Consider the following 15,703-nt stretch of genomic DNA (forward strand, 5'->3'; position numbering starts at 1 on the left):
GGAAGCTGGTCGTCGTGAAACCGCCAGCGCGCCAGAGGGTTCCCGTTTTCCCAGCTGAGGTGTCTTCCGTGGGTAGGGCGGCAATCGTGGTGCCGCATTCACGGATTCGCTTTCATTTCCCCTTTTTCGATTTCCACCCGCAGGGCGGAAGCAGTCGGGAGAACGTATTCGAGCCTACTACGGTTCACTTTTCAGGTCACGACTTTTCAGCCTCGATCTCCGGTCGCAGATCGAGCGCCCGGAACGCGAGGTGCAGGTCGTAGCTCAGCGAGGGGGAGTGCAGCAGCGACCGCTCCAGCAGCTGCTCGGCGTTGGCCAGTCGCTTGCGGGCCGCCGCGGCGGAGATGCCCAGGGCCTCCGCCGCGAGGCTGGGCCTGGCATCGGCGCGCAGCCAGGCCCGCACGGTCTCGACCAGCCGCGGTGACTCCCGCAGGGGTGCGAGCAGCACCTCCGCCCAGCGGCGGACCTCGTCGCCGCGCAGCAGATCGTCGAGGTCGCGCGGCGGCTGCGGATCCCCCCGACCGGCGCGCAGCCGCAAGGCGAGGTCCAGCTGGGCCTGGTCGGGCAACCGGTGCAGGTCGCGGCCCAGCAGCGAACCGATCTTCTGCAACCGGGCGCTGAGGGTGTTGCGGTGGATCTTCAGGTGGCGGGTGGCCTGCTGGTGGAACGCCAGCCACGAGACCAGCGTGTCCCGCAGGTCGTCGCCGGTGGGGTCCTGGGGGCGCGTGGGCTCGAACTCCTCCAGCGGTAACAGCACCCCGCGCGCCCAGGTGCGGCCGACGCCGTCGAGCTCGGCCGCGAGGTCGTGGCTGCGGCGGAAGGTCGCGAAGCCCTCGGCGTTGCCCCGGGCGTGCGCCAGCGCGTGGAACGCCTGCTGGTACCCGGTGCCGAAGTCGCGCAGCGGCAGCACGGTGCTGATGCCCACGCTGATCCGTCCGGTCACCGCGTTCGCGCTCGTCACCAGTTCCCGCAGGCACGCCTGCTCGTGCTCGTGCCCCGCCGGGGCGACCGCCGGGATCAAGTGCCCGCTGTAGACCGGGCACTTGATCATCCAGGCTCGGTCGCCGGTGATGCGGGCCAGCTCATCGGCCACCGAGTTGCGCTCGCCCTCGCCGAGGGAACCGACCTCCACGACCCACACCCGCATCGGGTCCGGCAGCGGGTCGTGCAGCGCCTCCGCGGCGCGGTGCGCGGTGGGGAGACGACCTTCCATCAGCAGGTGCAGGACTGCTTCGCGGATCTGGTCGTCCGCGTTGCCGACGCGCTGAGCCCGGTCCCGCGCGTGCTGGACCTGCCAGGACAGCGACAGCACGCGCAGGGCGTCGGTGCGCCACGGCTCAGCGGTGAAGTGGTCGAGCGCCGGCCCGGTCAGCGCCAGCGTCGGCGCGTCCGGGTCGCCGTTGATGGCGAACGCCGCGAGCTGCTCGTCACCGTCGCGTTCGACCGCCGAACGGGAGGGGCCGAGCCGCACGCGGCGCGCGATCAGGGCGATCTCGTCGGGAACGGGTGCGTCGGACGAGCTCGCGATCGCGGTGCCCCCGGGATCGAACAGGACCGCCCTTCCTCCGGCCTCGTCGGCGAAGCGCGCGAGCAGTCGCCGCGCGCCGTCCGGCTCGGCGGCGTCGCGCTGCAGGGCGCGCAGCCGCTCCAAGCCGTCGTGGTCGTGGCCGGGCGACAACGGCACAATCCCCCCAAGTCCTCGTTGTGAACGGCCACGAATCCTACGGGGGGAGGCCGCGCCAGGCGCAGCAACCCGATCCTCGATCGCGGGGCTGACTGTGCGAGGAGCAACTGGAACGCCCATGATCGACGGCTCTAGCCTGGAGGTGTTGCCGCGGAGCTGGGCGAACGGCGCACGGATGTCGCGCACGGGAGTCGGTCCGACGCCCGCTGTCGGCGACCGGTTGACGCCGCGCCACGTCACCCTGGGGGTTGGTGTTCGCGAGCAGGCAACACCACGCTGAGGCGGGGAGGAGAGGGAAGCCTCCTCGCCTCAGCGCTCCCCACCACCGGGCAGTTCTGGTCCGAACCGCCCATGATCGATGTCCTGTATGCCCGGTCAATTCGGACCAGAACTGCCCCGGGCCGGGCGTCACGCGAGCGCCGCTGCGGCCTCTCCCAGTTTTAGTCCTAATTGGGCGCCTTTCGTGCCCGAAATGTCGGCTCAGTTTGGACTAAAACTGGGAGGTGCCGGGGACGTCTCGAGTGTTGCCGGGGGCTCGGGTGTTGGGGGAACTCCTGGTGTTGTTGGGGCTAGAGGGATTCGAGGAGGCGTTGGGCCAGCGGGGTCGAGGAGGCCGGGTTCTGGCCTGTGTGGAGGTTGCGGTCGACGACGACGTTCGGGACCCAGGCCGGACCCTCGTCGAAGGTGACGCCGAGGTCGGTGAGGCGGTCCTGGAGGAGCCACGGGGCCTTGTCGGCGAGGCCCGCCTGGGTCTCCTCGGCGTTGGTGAAGGCCGTGAGCCGGTAGCCGCGGAACGGTGAGTCCCCTGCCTGCTCGGTCGCCAGCAGCGCGGCCGGTCCGTGGCAGACGATCGCGAGGGGCTTGCCCGAGCCGAGGGTGTCGGTGAGGACGCGGGCTGACTCCGCGCTGACCGCCAGGTCTTCCATCGGCCCGTGCCCGCCCGGGTAGAACACCGCGTCGTAGGCGTCGACGTCGACGCTGGAGAGGTCGACCGGGTTCTTCAGCTCGGTGGCTCCGTCGAGGATCGCGGTGATGCGGTCGGCGGCGTCCTGGCCGCCGTTGGCGTCGGCGCTCAGGCTGCCGCGGTCCACGGTGGGCGTGACGGCACCGGGCGAGGCCACCACGACCTCGTGCCCGGCCTCGGTGAACGCGACGTAGGGAGCAGCGAACTCCTCGGCCCAGAAGCCGGTCGGGTGCTTCGTCCCGTCGTTCAACGTCCAGTGGTCCGCGCCGGTGAGCACGAACAGGATCTTCGCCATGCGTTTCGCTCCCAGGTTCGACGTGTGCGGTCTCGCCTCCCGACCGTAGGCTCGCCTCCGGCGCTCGTGCCAATCGACGACGTCATGTCGTCGATCACCGTTCGAGCGACCGCGAAGCCCATTGCGCGGAGCTAGAAGTCCGTGACCAGGAGATCCGCGCGTTCCCGGGTGGGCGTGATGATCCCGGCGTTGCGCAGGTCGCTGCGGTGGACCCACTCGGTCGCGTGCGCGCGCGTCTTGCCGTGGTGCACGTGGCGTTCGATCAGGCGGGAGATGAGCTCGTCCTCCGGCTGGTCCAGGAACCACGCTTCGTCGAGCAGCGAGCGGACCCCGGCCCAGGGCCCGTCGTCGAGCAGCAGGTAGTTGCCTTCGGTGATCACCAGCCCGACGTCGGGGTCGACCGGGATCGCGCCCGCGTAGGACTCCTCGACCTCGCGGTGGAAGCGCGGCGCGTAGACCGTGCCGGTGCCTTCGCGGATCCGGCGGAGCAGGGCGAGGTAGCCCTCCGCGTCGAAGGTGTCGGGGGCGCCCTTGCGGTCCCGGCGGCCGAGGCGGCGCAGTTCCTCCTCTGCGAGGTGGAATCCGTCCATCGGCACCACGACGGCCGCCGAACCCAGTTCGCCGAGCAGCTTCTCGGCGAGCGTGCCCTTGCCGGAGCCGGGCCCGCCCGCGATCCCGAGGACCTGGCGTGTGGCGGTCGAGGCGAGCGCGCGGGCGCGGTCGAACAGGCCGGGCAGCCCGTCGTGGTGCCGGGGGATCACGCCCTGTTCCCCTTGCGCAGCGAGCTCTCGATGTCCTCCAGCGTGCGGTTCTTGGTCTCGGGCAGGTTCCGCCACAGGTAGGCGAGACCCAGGACGCCCAGCATGCCGTAGATCCAGAACAGACCGGTCGGGGTGAGCGCGTTGATCAGCGTCAGGACCGAGATGGAGATCAGGAAGTCCAGGCCCCAGTGCGTCACCGTGCCGACGCCGGCGGCCTTGCCGCGCACCGCGGTCGGGAACACCTCGCTGTTGATCAGCCAGATCGCCAGTCCGAGACTCGCCGCGAACGCCGCTTCGTAGAGCATCAGGCCGACGGTGAGCAGCGTGCCCAGCCCGTGCACGCTGGGCAGCAGGTACAGCGCGCCCAGCGCGAACAGCACGACGATGACGACGCTGGTGCCGCCCAGCAGCAGCGGTCGCCTGCCCACCTTGTCGATGAACAGCAGCGCGATCATCGTGAAGATCATGTTGGCGGCGCCGATGCCCACCGAGGACAGGATCGCCGCGGAGTCACCGAGCCCGGCCTGTTTGAGGATCGTGGGCGCGTAGTAGATGACCGCGTTGACGCCGACGAGCTGGTTGGTGGCGGCCACGGCGAAGCCCAGCAGCACCGCGGGGCGCAGCTTCGGGCTGAGCAGGTCGCGGTAGGTGAACCGGCTCTCCTCGCGCATCGCCTCGGACATCTCGGCGAGCGCGGTCTCGGCGTCCTCGGGGGAGTGGGTGCGCAGCAGCGCCTGGCGGGCGTCCTCGGTGCGGCCGCGGGCGAGCAGCCAGCGCGGGCTCTCGGCGAGGGTGAACAGGCCGACGAGCATGATCAGCGACGGCACGACGGCCAGCCCGACCATCCAGCGCCAGCCGTGGCTGTCGGCGAAGGCGTAGCCGACCAGGTAGGACGCGAAGATGCCGATGGTGATCATCAGCTGGTTCATCGACACCAGGCGGCCGCGCAGCCTGGGCGGGGCGATCTCGGCGATGTAGGTCGGCACGACCAGCGACGAACCGCCGATCGCCAGGCCGAGCAGGACTCGCGCCACGACCAGGACCGCCGTGCCCGGTGCCAGCGCGGACAGCAGCGCGCCCGCGGTGAACACGGCCGAGAGCGCGATCAGGGTGACCTTGCGGCCGATGCGGTCGACCACCGGGCCCGCGCCGACCGAACCGACGATCGCGCCGAGCAGCAGCGACGCGACCACGAACTGCTTCATCCCGTCGGAGAGCGCGAACTCCGGGGCGATGTAGAGCAGCGCGGCCGAGATGACGCCGGTGTCGTAGCCGAAGAGCAGGCCGCCGAGCGCGGCGATGGTCGACGCGCCGAGCACGGCACCCCGTCGAGCGGGCGACGCGGACTTGTCCGCGACCGTGGATGTGGTCATGGGTGCTGTTGCCCTCCCCGGACCCGCTGCGATGCGGGTCGATGTGCGCGCCGCGGCGCGGACTCCGCTTTGAGTGATCGGCACTGTAGGGCCAAGTTAAGCGCTTGCGCAAGCGTTTGCCGGGTATGCTTCGCGTCACCTGATCGAGCCCGGAGGAGTGCTTGTCAATGGCGACCATGGCCGATGTCGCGCGCGTCGCGGGGGTTTCCACCGCGACCGTCTCGCACGTCATCAACGGCACCCGCACGGTGCGCGAGGAGACCCGGGAAGCCGTCGAGGCCGCCATCGCCGAGACCGGGTACAGCCCGAACACCCTCGCCCGGTCGCTGGCCACCGGAGGATCCCGGTCGATCGCCGTGGTGATGTCGGCGATCTCCAACCCCTACTTCGGCCAGGTGCTGCAGGGCATCGAGTCGGAGGCGGTGCGGCAGGGCTACACGCTGCTGCTGGCCGACCCGCGCGACGACCCCGAGCACGAGCTCACCGTGGCGCGCAGCATGCGCGAGCGCCGCGTCGACGGGGTGATCCTCGCGCCGTCGGCGGAGCCGGCGCGGGCGCTGGAATACCTGGACTCGCAACGAGTTCCGGTCGTGCTGGCCGACCGGCTGGCCGACGAGCGCTACGACCAGGTGGGCCCGGACAACGCCGGACCCACCGCGTTGCTGGTCGACCACCTCGCCGAGCTCGGGCACACCCGGATCGCGATGGTCTCCGGGCTGGGCGGGCTCACCACCACCGAGGAGCGGCTGCGCGGGTACCGGGACGGGCTGGAGCGCAACGGGATCGGCCTCGACGACGCGCTGCTGCTGGAGGGCGCGTCGGAGAGCGACCGCGCCGCCCGGGTGACCGCGGGGCTGCTCGCGCGGCGCGATCCGCCGACCGCGGTCATCGCGGCCAACAACAGCATGACCATCGGGGCCATGCAGGCGATCAGCGAGTCGGGCCTGCGGGTGCCGGACGACGTGGCGCTGGTGGGTTTCGACGACTTCCCGTGGGCGGATTGGTTCTCGCCGCGGCTGACCGTGATCGCTCAACCGAGCGCGGAGATCGGCACCACCGCGGCCCGGTTGTTGTTGCGCCGAATAGCCGATCCCGATTCCTCACCGCTAACACATAGATTGGAGTCGAGTCTCATCCACAGGAATTCGTGCGGCTGCCTTTGAAACGGTTCAAGGAATTCGTCGTCGCGGTAAACTCCGGTGGGACGTTCGGCGACTTGTTGTCACATCGCGATTGGACGAGGAAGCCTTCGCGCGGGAGCGCTCTTTAGGATTTCGATCGGAAGGGATCCCGCGAGCGCGGATCCATGGTCGTTTTGAGGTTTCGCAGAGCGTGGTGCAGGCGGGATTTCACGGTTCCGGGCGGGATGCCCAGCGTGCTCGCGGCGCTGGTCGCGGTGTGGTCGGCGAAGTAGACCTCGTAGAGCACCGAGCGGTGCGCGGGGACCAGCTTGCTGACCATGGTCGCCACCACGACCCGGTTGACGACGGCGTCGGCGTGGTCGGCGTCGTAGTCGGCAGAGGAACTGCCTGCGATTTCGTCGACCTCGGTGGGCCGTGCGCGGCGGGCGCGGATGCGGTCGATGGCGATGTTGTGGGCAACTCTGGTCAGCCAGCCCCAGACCGACCCGCGTTCCGGCGTCAGCGTGTCCGCGTGCTGCCAGGCCCGGAGCATCGTCTCCTGCACGACGTCTTCGGCCAGGTGCGGGTCGGAGAGGATTCTGTTCACGTACGACAGGAGCCTCGCGTAGTAGTCGTCGTAGAGCGACTTCAAGGTCGTGTCAGTGTTGCGAACTGCTTGTTCGCAGACTCCGTTCACCGAGGAGGCGTGAGCCCGTTCGAATGCGATCGCTGATCGCGGATCTCCGAGTAGCGTCATGTGGATTCTTCATTCGGTTGTCTGCCCCGTTGGTCAATCGTTCGCAGAGCTTGGGAGAACGACCGGAATCGGGGTCTCCGGATGGCAGCGATGAGCTTGCCCGTTAGCTCGAACGGGGGAAATGAGGGAGCTCACTTAGATTTTCTACGTGAAGGGCGGCGGTTGCTCAGATGAGCATTTGCATGGGCGAGTTGTCCGGTTTCATACCCATGTGCCGGACCAACCAGTCGGTCGGAAACATAAAGCTCCTGTGAACCCCGGATGACGGCCCCGTGATGGGGTCACTCGGCGTGATCATCCCTGCCCTGGGCGTCGCGGTGCGTGCCTTGACGGATCGACGCGAGGTGTCACGGGAGGGGTGGAGCTCGACGGTTCTCAGGCGGATCTTGGGCCGCTGCGCGCCTCTTCGCCGTCGTGCCGCGTGGCCTCCACTGCGATCTCGACCCGGGATCGGGCGCCCAGCTTGGCCAGGATGTGCGAGACGTGGACCTCGACCGTGCGGCGGGAGGAGAACAGCGCCGTCGCGATGTCGGGGTTGGGCAGCCCGTCGGCCACCAGGCGGGCGATCTGCCGCTCCGTCGGCGTCAACGACTCCCAGCCGTTGGTGGCCCGGTGACGCCGCCCCCGTGCCTGCCGGACGCCGTGCGGCCGCATCCGCGAGTCCGCGCGGCGCAGGTCCCAGCTCGCACCGAGCTTCTGGTAGATCTTCACGGCCCCTGCGTAGGCGGTGCGAGCCGACGCCGACTCGCCGCGCTCGGCCAGCACCACCGCCATGTCCTCCAGAGCCCGGGCGTAGCGGGGCGGCTGGTTGGTCTTGCTGTAGAGCTCGATCGCCGCCCGTAGCGTCGTGGGATCGCGCTCCAGCAGGCCGCGGCAGTGCTGGGACGCGGCAACGATGTTGGGCACCGCGCCAACGGCGGCGTCCTCGGCGCACGCATCGGTGGCCCGGCCCGCGATCTCGGTCGCACCGGTCTCGATCGCCAGCCGCACCAGCTGCGGCAGCCACAGGTAGCGGGTGCCGAATCGCTTGCCCTCGGTCAACGCGTCCGAGAGCAGCCGCACCGCGCTGCCCGGATCCGACTCCGCCTCGGCGCGCATCGCTGCCGCCAGCAGCAGGAACTCCGCCGACGAACACCTCGGCAGGGCCTCTTCGGAGCCGGCCGCCTGCAGGCTGCGGCGCAGCGTCGAGCGGTCGTCGCGATGGCCTGCCAGCAACGCCGAAAGACCGTGCAACCAGCGGCGTCCCGGGTCGTCGAGCCGATCGGCGAGCTCGGAGACGGCTCCCAGCTCGGCGGTGGCGTCCTCCCACCGGCCGATCGTGTAGTAGTGGTTGGCCGCCGAGAGCCGAACCACCGCCAGCCGCGACGGGGTGGCGGAACGCTCGGCGATGGCGAGCATCTCGTGCAGCGCGCCGTCGGCCTCGCCCGCCTGGCCGAGCCCGAACAGCAGCATCATCCGGTTGCCCAGCACGGTCAGCCGCAGATCGGTGTTCTCCGGCGCGTCGCCCAGCGCGGCACCGGCCTGCTCGTAGCAGATCACGGCTTCGGCGAGGTCGCACCGGCGCGCCAGCGCAGCGCCGCGCACGTGCAGAGCCAGGCCGAGCGCGAAACCGTCGCGGGCCGGGCGGGCTTCGGCCAGCGCGCGCTCCACCGCCGCGTCCGCGGCGTCGAAGTGCCCGCGGGCGAGCATCACCTGGCCCAGCACCGCGTGCATCCGGGCCAGCCACGGCCGGTCGATTCCCGGTGTCCGCAAGGCGTTCTCGACGACCTCGGTCGCCAGGTCGTCGAGTCCCAGCACGGCCAGCGACCACGCCAGGTACCAGCTGAGCTCCGCGGTGCAGGACAGATCGTGGGTGTCGGCGAGGGCGCGTTCGCTCAACGCGCGGGCCTGAGCCGGGCGTCCCAGCTGCACCATCGCCAGAACTCGGGCGGTGCGCAGGGAATCGCGACGCGGGTCGCGCGTGGACAGCGGCGGGATCGCCTTGCCGAGCAGCTCCCCGGCGCACTCCGGCGCGCGGTGGGCCAGCATCCTGCCGTTGTCGAGGAGCCAGTCCAGGCCCCAGTCGTCGATCTCGGCGTCGTCGACGGCGATCGACGCGAGCAGCTGCTCGCCCGTGCGCTCCACCGGAGCTCCGGAGGCGGCCAGCGCGCGAGCGGCCTGGTGGTGCAGCGCCAGGCGCAGGGCGGTCGGGGTGGTCTCGTGCAGGGCTTGGCGGATCAGCCCGTGCTGGAACGTCAGCCGCGAACCCGATTCCACCAGCAGGCCGGCGGTCAGCGCTTCCTCCACGCAACCCACCAGCGCCACGACCGGGCGTTCGGAGACGGTGCGGAGGTCCGTCACCGAGAACGTCGGTCCCAGCAGCGCTGCCATCCGCAGCAGGCCGATGGTGTCGCTGCCGACGAAGCCCAGCCGGGAGGCGATCGCCTCGGCCAGCGACCGCGGCAGCGCGTGATCGGTGGCGTCCTGGGTGATCTCGGCGCGGGAATCGGTGATGTCGAGGTGGTTCTCGCGGCGGAGCGCCAGCACCATCTCCCGCACGTAGCGAGGGTTCCCGGCGGCGCGGTCGAGCATCGCCAGCAGCGCGGGCCCGATCTCGGTAGTCCCGGTGAGGTCGGCGGCCAGGGCCGCCGCGGCGACCGCGTCCAGCGGTGGCACCGCGATGCGCACCGCCGCGCGGTCTTCGCCCCGGACCACGCCGAGCTCGGTGCGGCCGCCCGAGGGGCGGATCGAGGCCACCAGCAGCAGTGGAAGGTGCTCGGCGATGCGGCTCAGCCGGTGCCAGACCAGCAGGCTGGCCTCGTCGGCCCACTGCACGTCGTCGACGGCGAGCACCAGAGGCCCCGTCGCGCAGTACTTCTCGACCAGCGCGATCAGCTGCTCGGCGAGCGTCGGGACCGGATCGTCGGCGGCCGAGCGCAAGCGCTCGTGGATCCCGAGGACTTCGGCGTCGTCGGACTGCGGGTGCACGGACAGGCAGTCCAGCAGGACCCGCAGCGGGAAGCGCTGGGACAGCTGGTCGGCGGTGGCGTGGTGCACCGCGCAGCCGTGGCGCTCGGCCTCGGTGACCAGGGCGCGCAGCAGCGCCGTCTTGCCGATGCCCGGCTCCCCCTCCAGCCAGAGGACGTTGCCGCGCCCGGCGGCGACCTCGCCGACCTGCCCGCGCAGCTGCGCGAGCTCCACGTCCCGTCCGAAGACCTCCGGGCCTGCGCCCGACGTCATCACCGCGCCCCTGCCTGATCCCGGACCGGTGTCGGAGTGGTCAGCGGGTGCGTGCGCGTTCGAGCTCATCGGTCGGGCCGTGAGCTGTTCGCGACCTGCGCGTGCCGGCTCCTCCTCGGAGGGCTTGATCGAGTTCTGTTCGCGCACGCAGCCTAGCCCCCGTTCTTGCCGGAGCTGTGCCACGCCGATCGCCAGCCGCGCTCGCGCGCTCGGGGCAGCAGCACGGCACCGGCCGCGCCGAGCGCGGCCAGCAGCCCGACGGCGCCGGTCACCAGCAGCGCGACCAGTTGCGGGAGCGGATCGACGAACGGTTTCGGCGGCAGCTGAACCGGTTTCGCGGCTGCGGCGTTCGGGCGCTCGCCGGACTCGGCGGGCAGGACCGAGGTGACCGCCGCGTGGGGGTTGACCACGCCGTAGCCGCGTTGCGGGTCGGGCAGGTCGGCGGGCGGGTGATCTGCGGTGTCCTGCAGCCGTTCTCGGACCTGCGATGCCGAGAGATCCGGGTGGTAGGCGCGCACGAGCGCGGCCGAGCCCGCCACGAAGGCGACCCCGATGCCGCCGCCGGACGCGACCAGCTGGCCGTTGCCGCGCGGCGCGATGCCCACCACGTCGTCGCCCGGTGCGACCAGCGCGGGCGGGCCTGCCGCGTGCTGGATCGGCTCACCTTCCCCGGTGATGCCGGTGACCGGCAGGGCGTCCGGGAACCCGGCGGGATACGGGATCGCGTCATCGCCCACGTCCACATCGGACGGTGCGATGACCAGTGCGTCCTTGCTCAGCGCGTAGGACACCGCCGCCCGCAGGCCGCCGTCGGCCGATGCGGTGCCCACCGACACCGCGATCACCTTCGCGCCGCTGTCGGCGGCCGACCGGATCGCCGAGGCCAGCTTGCCCGCGTCGACCTCCTTGGGATCGTTGGTGATGCGCAGCGGCAGGATCTGCGCGCCCGGTGCGATGCCGGTGAACCCGGTCCCCGCCGACGGACGCGCGGCGATCACCCCGGCCATGAACGTATCCCGGCCGGCGCAGTCGTCGTCGCCCGCGCCACCGATCAGGCTCTGCCCGGACAGCACCGCGCCGCGGAGCGACGGCGCCGCCGCGCTCACCCCGGTGCCGATCACGGCCACCGTCACCGACTCGCCGCTGGTGAGGCTCCAGGACCGGCTCGGGTCGAGGCGCTGAAGCGCCCAACCTTCCTGCGGGACCGCGGTGTTCGCCGGTTCGGCGCACTTCTGCTGGGCTTCGGCCGGAACCGGTGCGGCGGCGAGCGCGGTCCCGCTCGCCAGCGCCACCGCGACCAGCGCCGCCCTCACGAGCGGTCCCCGGCGGGCCGCGGCTCCAGCCAGCCCGCCTGCATGAGGGTCGCGCTGCGCCGGGTCACCAGGTGCGCGCGGCCCGCCGGGAGCACCTGCGCGCGCATGCCGTTGAGCAGCGGCATCTCCGTGGGCGGGCAGGAGAACGCCAGGTCCGGAGTGTTGGACTCCTGCATCCGCCGCACCACCGAGTCCATCGACAGCCGCGACGAACCGGCGGCGCTGCGGGTGAGGATCACGTGCAGCCCGATGTCGGCGGCCTGCGGAAGCAGGTCCAGCAGCGAGTCCAGCGGGCCGCCCATCGTGCTGGCCAGCAGGTCGTAGTCGTCGACGAGGATGAACACCTCGGGACCCGACCACCAGTCGCGCCGCTGCAGCTGCTGCGGCGTGACGTCCGCGCCGGGCAACCGCTCCCGCAGCTCGCCGGCCGCGGTGCCGACGATCTCCTTGGCGGCGGTCGCCGAGAACGCGAAACCCCGCCGGTAGGCGTCGGGAACGGCGTCGAGCAGCACGCGACGCGAGTCGACGAGGATCAGCTCCGCTTCGCCCGGCGCGTAGGTCTTCGGGATCGCGTCGGCGACCAACCGCAGCAGCGCGGTCTTGCCGCTGCCGGTGTCGCCGAGGACCGTCAGGTGCGGCTGCGACGAGAAGTCGTGCCACACCGGCTGGAGGTCGGCCTCGCCCCAGCCCAGCGCGAGCCGCAGCTTGCCCTGCGGCTCGGGCAGCTGCTCGGCGGGCAGCACCGACGGCAGCATTCGCACGCCGGCGGCTTGCTCGCCGTCCCAGTTGTCGGCCACCGCCTCCGCCAGCATCCGGGCGCCCTTGGCCAGGTCGTCGACCCGGCGCAGACCGTCCAGGCGCGGGATCGCCGACATGAAGTGCAGCTTCTCCATCGTCAGGCCGCGACCCGGCTGGCGCGGAACGCCGGCCGCCGCGCGCATGTCGATGACCGAGTCGATCGAATCGCCCAGCCGCAGCTCCAGCCGGGTGCCCAGCTGGTCGCGCAACTGGCTGTGGATGTCGGCCCAGCGGCTGGTGGTCAGCATCAGGTGGATGCCGTAGGTCAGCCCGCGCGAGGCCAGCGACCGGATCGTCTGGTCGTGCTGCTCGAAGTCGCTGCGCAGCGTGCCCCAGTTGTCCACGACCAGGAACACGTCGCCGAAGGAGTCCTCCGGGATCTTGCCCGTGCGGCGCAGATCCCGGTACTCGGCCATGTTCTCCACGCCGTGCGCGGCGAAGATCTGCTCGCGCTGGGCGAGCACGCCCTGCACCTCGGCCACGGTCCGGCTGACCCTCTCGGAGTCCATCCGGCCCGCGATGCCACCGATGTGCGGCAGCTCGCCGAGGGTCTGCAGGGTGCCGCCACCGAAGTCCAGGCAGTAGAACTGCACCTCGTCGGGCGTGTGGGTCAGCGCCAGACCGGCGATGAGCGTTCGCAGCATCGTGGACTTGCCCGCCTGCGGACCACCGGCGATGCCGACGTGCCCGCCGACCCCGGACAGGTCCACCATGTACAGCTCGCGGGCCTGGTCGAAGGGCTTGTCGATGACGCCCACCGGGACCTGCAGCTTGCCCCGGCCCGGCCAGCTGATCGGGGTCAGGCCGTGGTCGGCGTCGGGGACCAGCGGCGGCAGCAGCTCGTCGAGCGTCGGAGGCTCGTCCAGCGGAGGGAGCCACACCTGGTGCGCGGGAGGGCCCTGGCCCTTGAGACGGCTGACCGCGACCTGCAGCAGCGTCTCGGTCATCTCCTCCTCGGTTTCGGTCTCGGGCTCGGGTTCCGGGACGTGCTCTGTGGGAGCGTCGGGGAGCCGGGCCGCGCCGAAAGCCACGACCTGACGGCTGATCTCGGCCTTGCGCTGCTCGGCGGTGCGCCGCTTGAACGGCGCCGAGACGTAGGCGGCCTTGAACCGCGACAGCGTCGCCACGTCCGAGCGCAGGTAGCCGTTGCCCGGCGCGCTCGGCAGCTGGTAGGCGTCGGGAACGCCGATCACGGAACGGCTTTCCATCGCCGAGAAGGTGCGCAGGCCGATCCGGTAGGAGAGGTGGCTCTCCAGCTTGTGCATCCGGCCGTCGTCGATGCGCTGGGAGGCCAGCAGCAGGTGCACGCCCAGCGACCGGCCCAGTCGGCCGATCATCACGAACAGCTCCGAGAAGTCCGGGTGCGAGGCGAGCAGCTCGCTGAACTCGTCGACGACCAGGAACAGGCTCGGCATCGGCGCCAGCGGAGCGCCTGCGGCGCGGGCCTTCTCGTACTCCAGCAGGGAGCTGTAGTTGCCTGCGGAGCGCAGCAGTTCCTGCCTGCGCACCATCTCGCCCTGCAGCGCGTCCTGCATGCGGGTGACCAGCGGAGCCTCGTCGGCGAGGTTGGTGATCACCGCGGAGGTGTGCGGGAGCTCGTCGAGTCCCAGGAACGTCGCGCCGCCCTTGAAGTCCACCAGCACGAAGTTGAGGACCTCGGAGGAGTGCGTGATCGCCATCGCGACCACCAGGGTCCGCAGCAGCTCCGACTTGCCCGAACCGGTCGCGCCGATCAGCAGGCCGTGCGGGCCCATGCCGCCCTGCGCCGACTCCTTGATGTCCAGCTCGATCTTGGTGCCGTTCTCGGCGATGCCGATCGGCACCCGGAGCCGGTCCTGCTGCGAGGTCCGCGCCCACGTGCGGGCGGCGTCGAGCTTGTCCATCTCGCCGACTTCCAGCAGCGCGGCCAGATCGAAGTCGGTGACCATCGGCTCGACGATGTCGGTCGTGGCGCTGAGCCGGAACGGGGCGAGGGTGCGCGCCAGCGAGGCGACCTGCGAGAGCCCCATCGAATCCGGCACGCCCAGCTCCGTGCGCACCTCGGCACCCGAGCGGTTGAGCCGGATCATGTCGATCTGCTGACCGGAGAGCTCCAGCCGGAGCGTGGTGCGCTGCGCGGGACCGGACATGTCCAGGTTGAGCACCGTCGCGTTGCGGTAGCCCGCGCCCGCCAGCCGCGACTCCGCCGGGGTCTCGACGCCGTCGAGGACGACCACCACGTAGGGCTCGTCGCGGGTCGGGCTCGCGCCCGCCTCGAACCGGCCCCGGTCGCCCAGGTCCGGGCCGATCAAGGCCTCCAGCTCGGCCAGCGTGGTGGTCAGCATCCGCACGTGCCCGGCACCGTCCTGCTGACTGGTGTGCTGGGCGTGCGGCAGCCACTTCACCCAGTCCCACTCGGGCGCCCGGTCCGGGCTCGCGCATACGGCGATCTTGAGGTCGTCGGGGGAGTGGAAGGTCACCAGCTGCGCGAGCACGGCGCGCAGCAGACCGCGCGCCGCCTCGGTGTCCCCGCGCATCTGCACCTGCGAGAAACCGCGCAGGAACAGGGCCGTCGGCAGATCGTCCACAGTGGTGTAAGCCTTGATGAACCGCCGCAGGGCGCGGGCTGACAGCGGCTCCAGGTCTTCGACCGGTTTGGACTGCACCGGCGTCATCTTCATCGCCAGCCGCTGAGCGGACCGGCCGATGCGCACCTCGGCGAAGTCGGCGTGCGAGAGGCGCCGTTCCCACAGCCGTCCGCTCATCGCCACCGACCACAGGCCACCCGGGTCGGGATGCCGCCACGACAGGGCTTTCCGCTGATCCAACGCGACCTGGCGGACCTGCTTGCGCATCTGGCCCAGGTAGCGGAGGTAGTCGCGGCGCTCGCCCTTGAGGCGTCGCTTGCGCTCACCGATGCTGCGGCCCATCTGACCGAAACCCATGGCCAGCATGGACACCGCCATCAGCGCCACCACGATGAGACCGATGCCGCCGAAACCGCCGGATCCCCCGCGGCCCATGAACATCAGCATCATGGCGCCGGAACCCAGTGCCATCGGCAGGTACATCAACAGCCCGCCGAAACCACCGCTGACCTGCTCGGGTATGACGGGCGGCTCCTGCAAGGACAGTTCCCCGTCGGGCATCACGGGGGGCTTCTGCCTGGCCGGTCGCCGGAACGGCGTCACACTCAATGCGATCAGATCCTTTCACTGCTACCCCTCATCCCTCTACACGGTTGGAGGACTCCGAACGGGTCACCGCAGCGGCGGAAACCCGGAGCACGAAAGCATCACCCGAAATACCGATCAACGTCCGGAACCCCGTTGGTTCCCGCGCCTCTTCGGACGATTCGGCCGATCAGCGGTGCATGGTCCCTGCGATGCAGGTGGGCGACGTGCGCGCGGAGGACGAGATTGATCAGATCGGTTGAACT

The 15,703-nt window shown here is 70.9% G+C and carries 9 protein-coding genes; 1 reads left to right on the forward strand and 8 read right to left on the reverse strand.

Annotated features, from left to right (window positions below; genetic code table 11):
* Nucleotides 1-196: 196 nt before the first annotated feature.
* The 4 genes from ACYVF3_RS18610 to ACYVF3_RS18625 all read right to left on the reverse strand — a co-directional run bounded on the left by ACYVF3_RS18610 (nucleotide 197) and on the right by ACYVF3_RS18625 (nucleotide 5,077).
* Nucleotides 197-1,678 (reverse strand): helix-turn-helix domain-containing protein, encoded by a 1,482-nt coding sequence (locus ACYVF3_RS18610; RefSeq protein ID WP_461155498.1) that lies wholly within the window; start codon nucleotides 1,676-1,678, stop codon nucleotides 197-199.
* A gap of 575 nt (nucleotides 1,679-2,253) precedes the next feature.
* On the reverse strand, nucleotides 2,254-2,943 hold the full coding sequence (locus tag ACYVF3_RS18615) for a type 1 glutamine amidotransferase domain-containing protein (protein WP_461155499.1): 690 nt from the start codon (nucleotides 2,941-2,943) through the stop codon (nucleotides 2,254-2,256).
* A gap of 131 nt (nucleotides 2,944-3,074) precedes the next feature.
* Nucleotides 3,075-3,704, reverse strand: a complete 630-nt coding sequence (locus ACYVF3_RS18620; protein WP_461155500.1) for a nucleoside/nucleotide kinase family protein — start codon at nucleotides 3,702-3,704, stop codon at nucleotides 3,075-3,077.
* Nucleotides 3,701-5,077: a sugar porter family MFS transporter gene (locus ACYVF3_RS18625; RefSeq protein WP_461155501.1), complete on the reverse strand. Its 1,377-nt coding sequence runs from the start codon at nucleotides 5,075-5,077 to the stop codon at nucleotides 3,701-3,703. Before ACYVF3_RS18625 ends, ACYVF3_RS18620 begins: the two co-directional genes overlap by 4 nt.
* A gap of 167 nt (nucleotides 5,078-5,244) precedes the next feature.
* Between ACYVF3_RS18625 and ACYVF3_RS18630 the strand changes: the two genes are divergently transcribed.
* Nucleotides 5,245-6,240 carry a LacI family DNA-binding transcriptional regulator gene (locus tag ACYVF3_RS18630; RefSeq protein ID WP_461155502.1) on the forward strand — a complete coding sequence of 332 codons (996 nt, stop codon included), beginning with the start codon at nucleotides 5,245-5,247 and terminating at the stop codon, nucleotides 6,238-6,240.
* Between the two features lie 103 nt (nucleotides 6,241-6,343).
* On the opposite strand, the gene ACYVF3_RS18635 is transcribed toward ACYVF3_RS18630, so the two are convergent.
* From ACYVF3_RS18635 to eccCa, 4 genes are all read right to left on the reverse strand, one after another.
* Nucleotides 6,344-6,850, reverse strand: a complete 507-nt coding sequence (locus ACYVF3_RS18635) for a sigma-70 family RNA polymerase sigma factor (protein ID WP_461155503.1) — start codon at nucleotides 6,848-6,850, stop codon at nucleotides 6,344-6,346.
* A 480-nt stretch (nucleotides 6,851-7,330) separates the two neighbouring features.
* Nucleotides 7,331-10,243, reverse strand: coding sequence for a helix-turn-helix transcriptional regulator (locus tag ACYVF3_RS18640; RefSeq protein ID WP_461155504.1), 2,913 nt, complete (start codon nucleotides 10,241-10,243; stop codon nucleotides 7,331-7,333).
* A gap of 83 nt (nucleotides 10,244-10,326) precedes the next feature.
* Complete coding sequence (locus ACYVF3_RS18645) at nucleotides 10,327-11,487, reverse strand: S8 family serine peptidase (protein ID WP_461155505.1); 1,161 nt, start codon at nucleotides 11,485-11,487, stop codon at nucleotides 10,327-10,329.
* A complete protein-coding gene (gene eccCa, locus ACYVF3_RS18650) occupies nucleotides 11,484-15,413 on the reverse strand; it encodes a type VII secretion protein EccCa (RefSeq protein ID WP_461155506.1) in 3,930 nt (1,309 codons plus the stop codon). Before eccCa ends, ACYVF3_RS18645 begins: the two co-directional genes overlap by 4 nt.
* Between the last annotated feature and the right edge of the window lie 290 nt (nucleotides 15,414-15,703).

This window comes from Saccharopolyspora tripterygii (assembly GCF_054778355.1).

What these genes read in the sequence shown, in the direction of transcription:
- ACYVF3_RS18615 (WP_461155499.1), bottom strand. Translation starts at nt 2,943, where the DNA reads ATGGCGAAGATCCTGTTCGTGCTCACCGGCGCGGACCACTGGACGTTG.
- ACYVF3_RS18625 (WP_461155501.1), bottom strand. Translation starts at nt 5,077, where the DNA reads ATGACCACATCCACGGTCGCGGACAAGTCCGCGTCGCCCGCTCGACGG.
- ACYVF3_RS18630 (WP_461155502.1), top strand. Translation starts at nt 5,245, where the DNA reads ATGGCGACCATGGCCGATGTCGCGCGCGTCGCGGGGGTTTCCACCGCG.
- ACYVF3_RS18640 (WP_461155504.1), bottom strand. Translation starts at nt 10,243, where the DNA reads ATGAGCTCGAACGCGCACGCACCCGCTGACCACTCCGACACCGGTCCG.
- eccCa (WP_461155506.1), bottom strand. Translation starts at nt 15,413, where the DNA reads ATGCCCGACGGGGAACTGTCCTTGCAGGAGCCGCCCGTCATACCCGAG.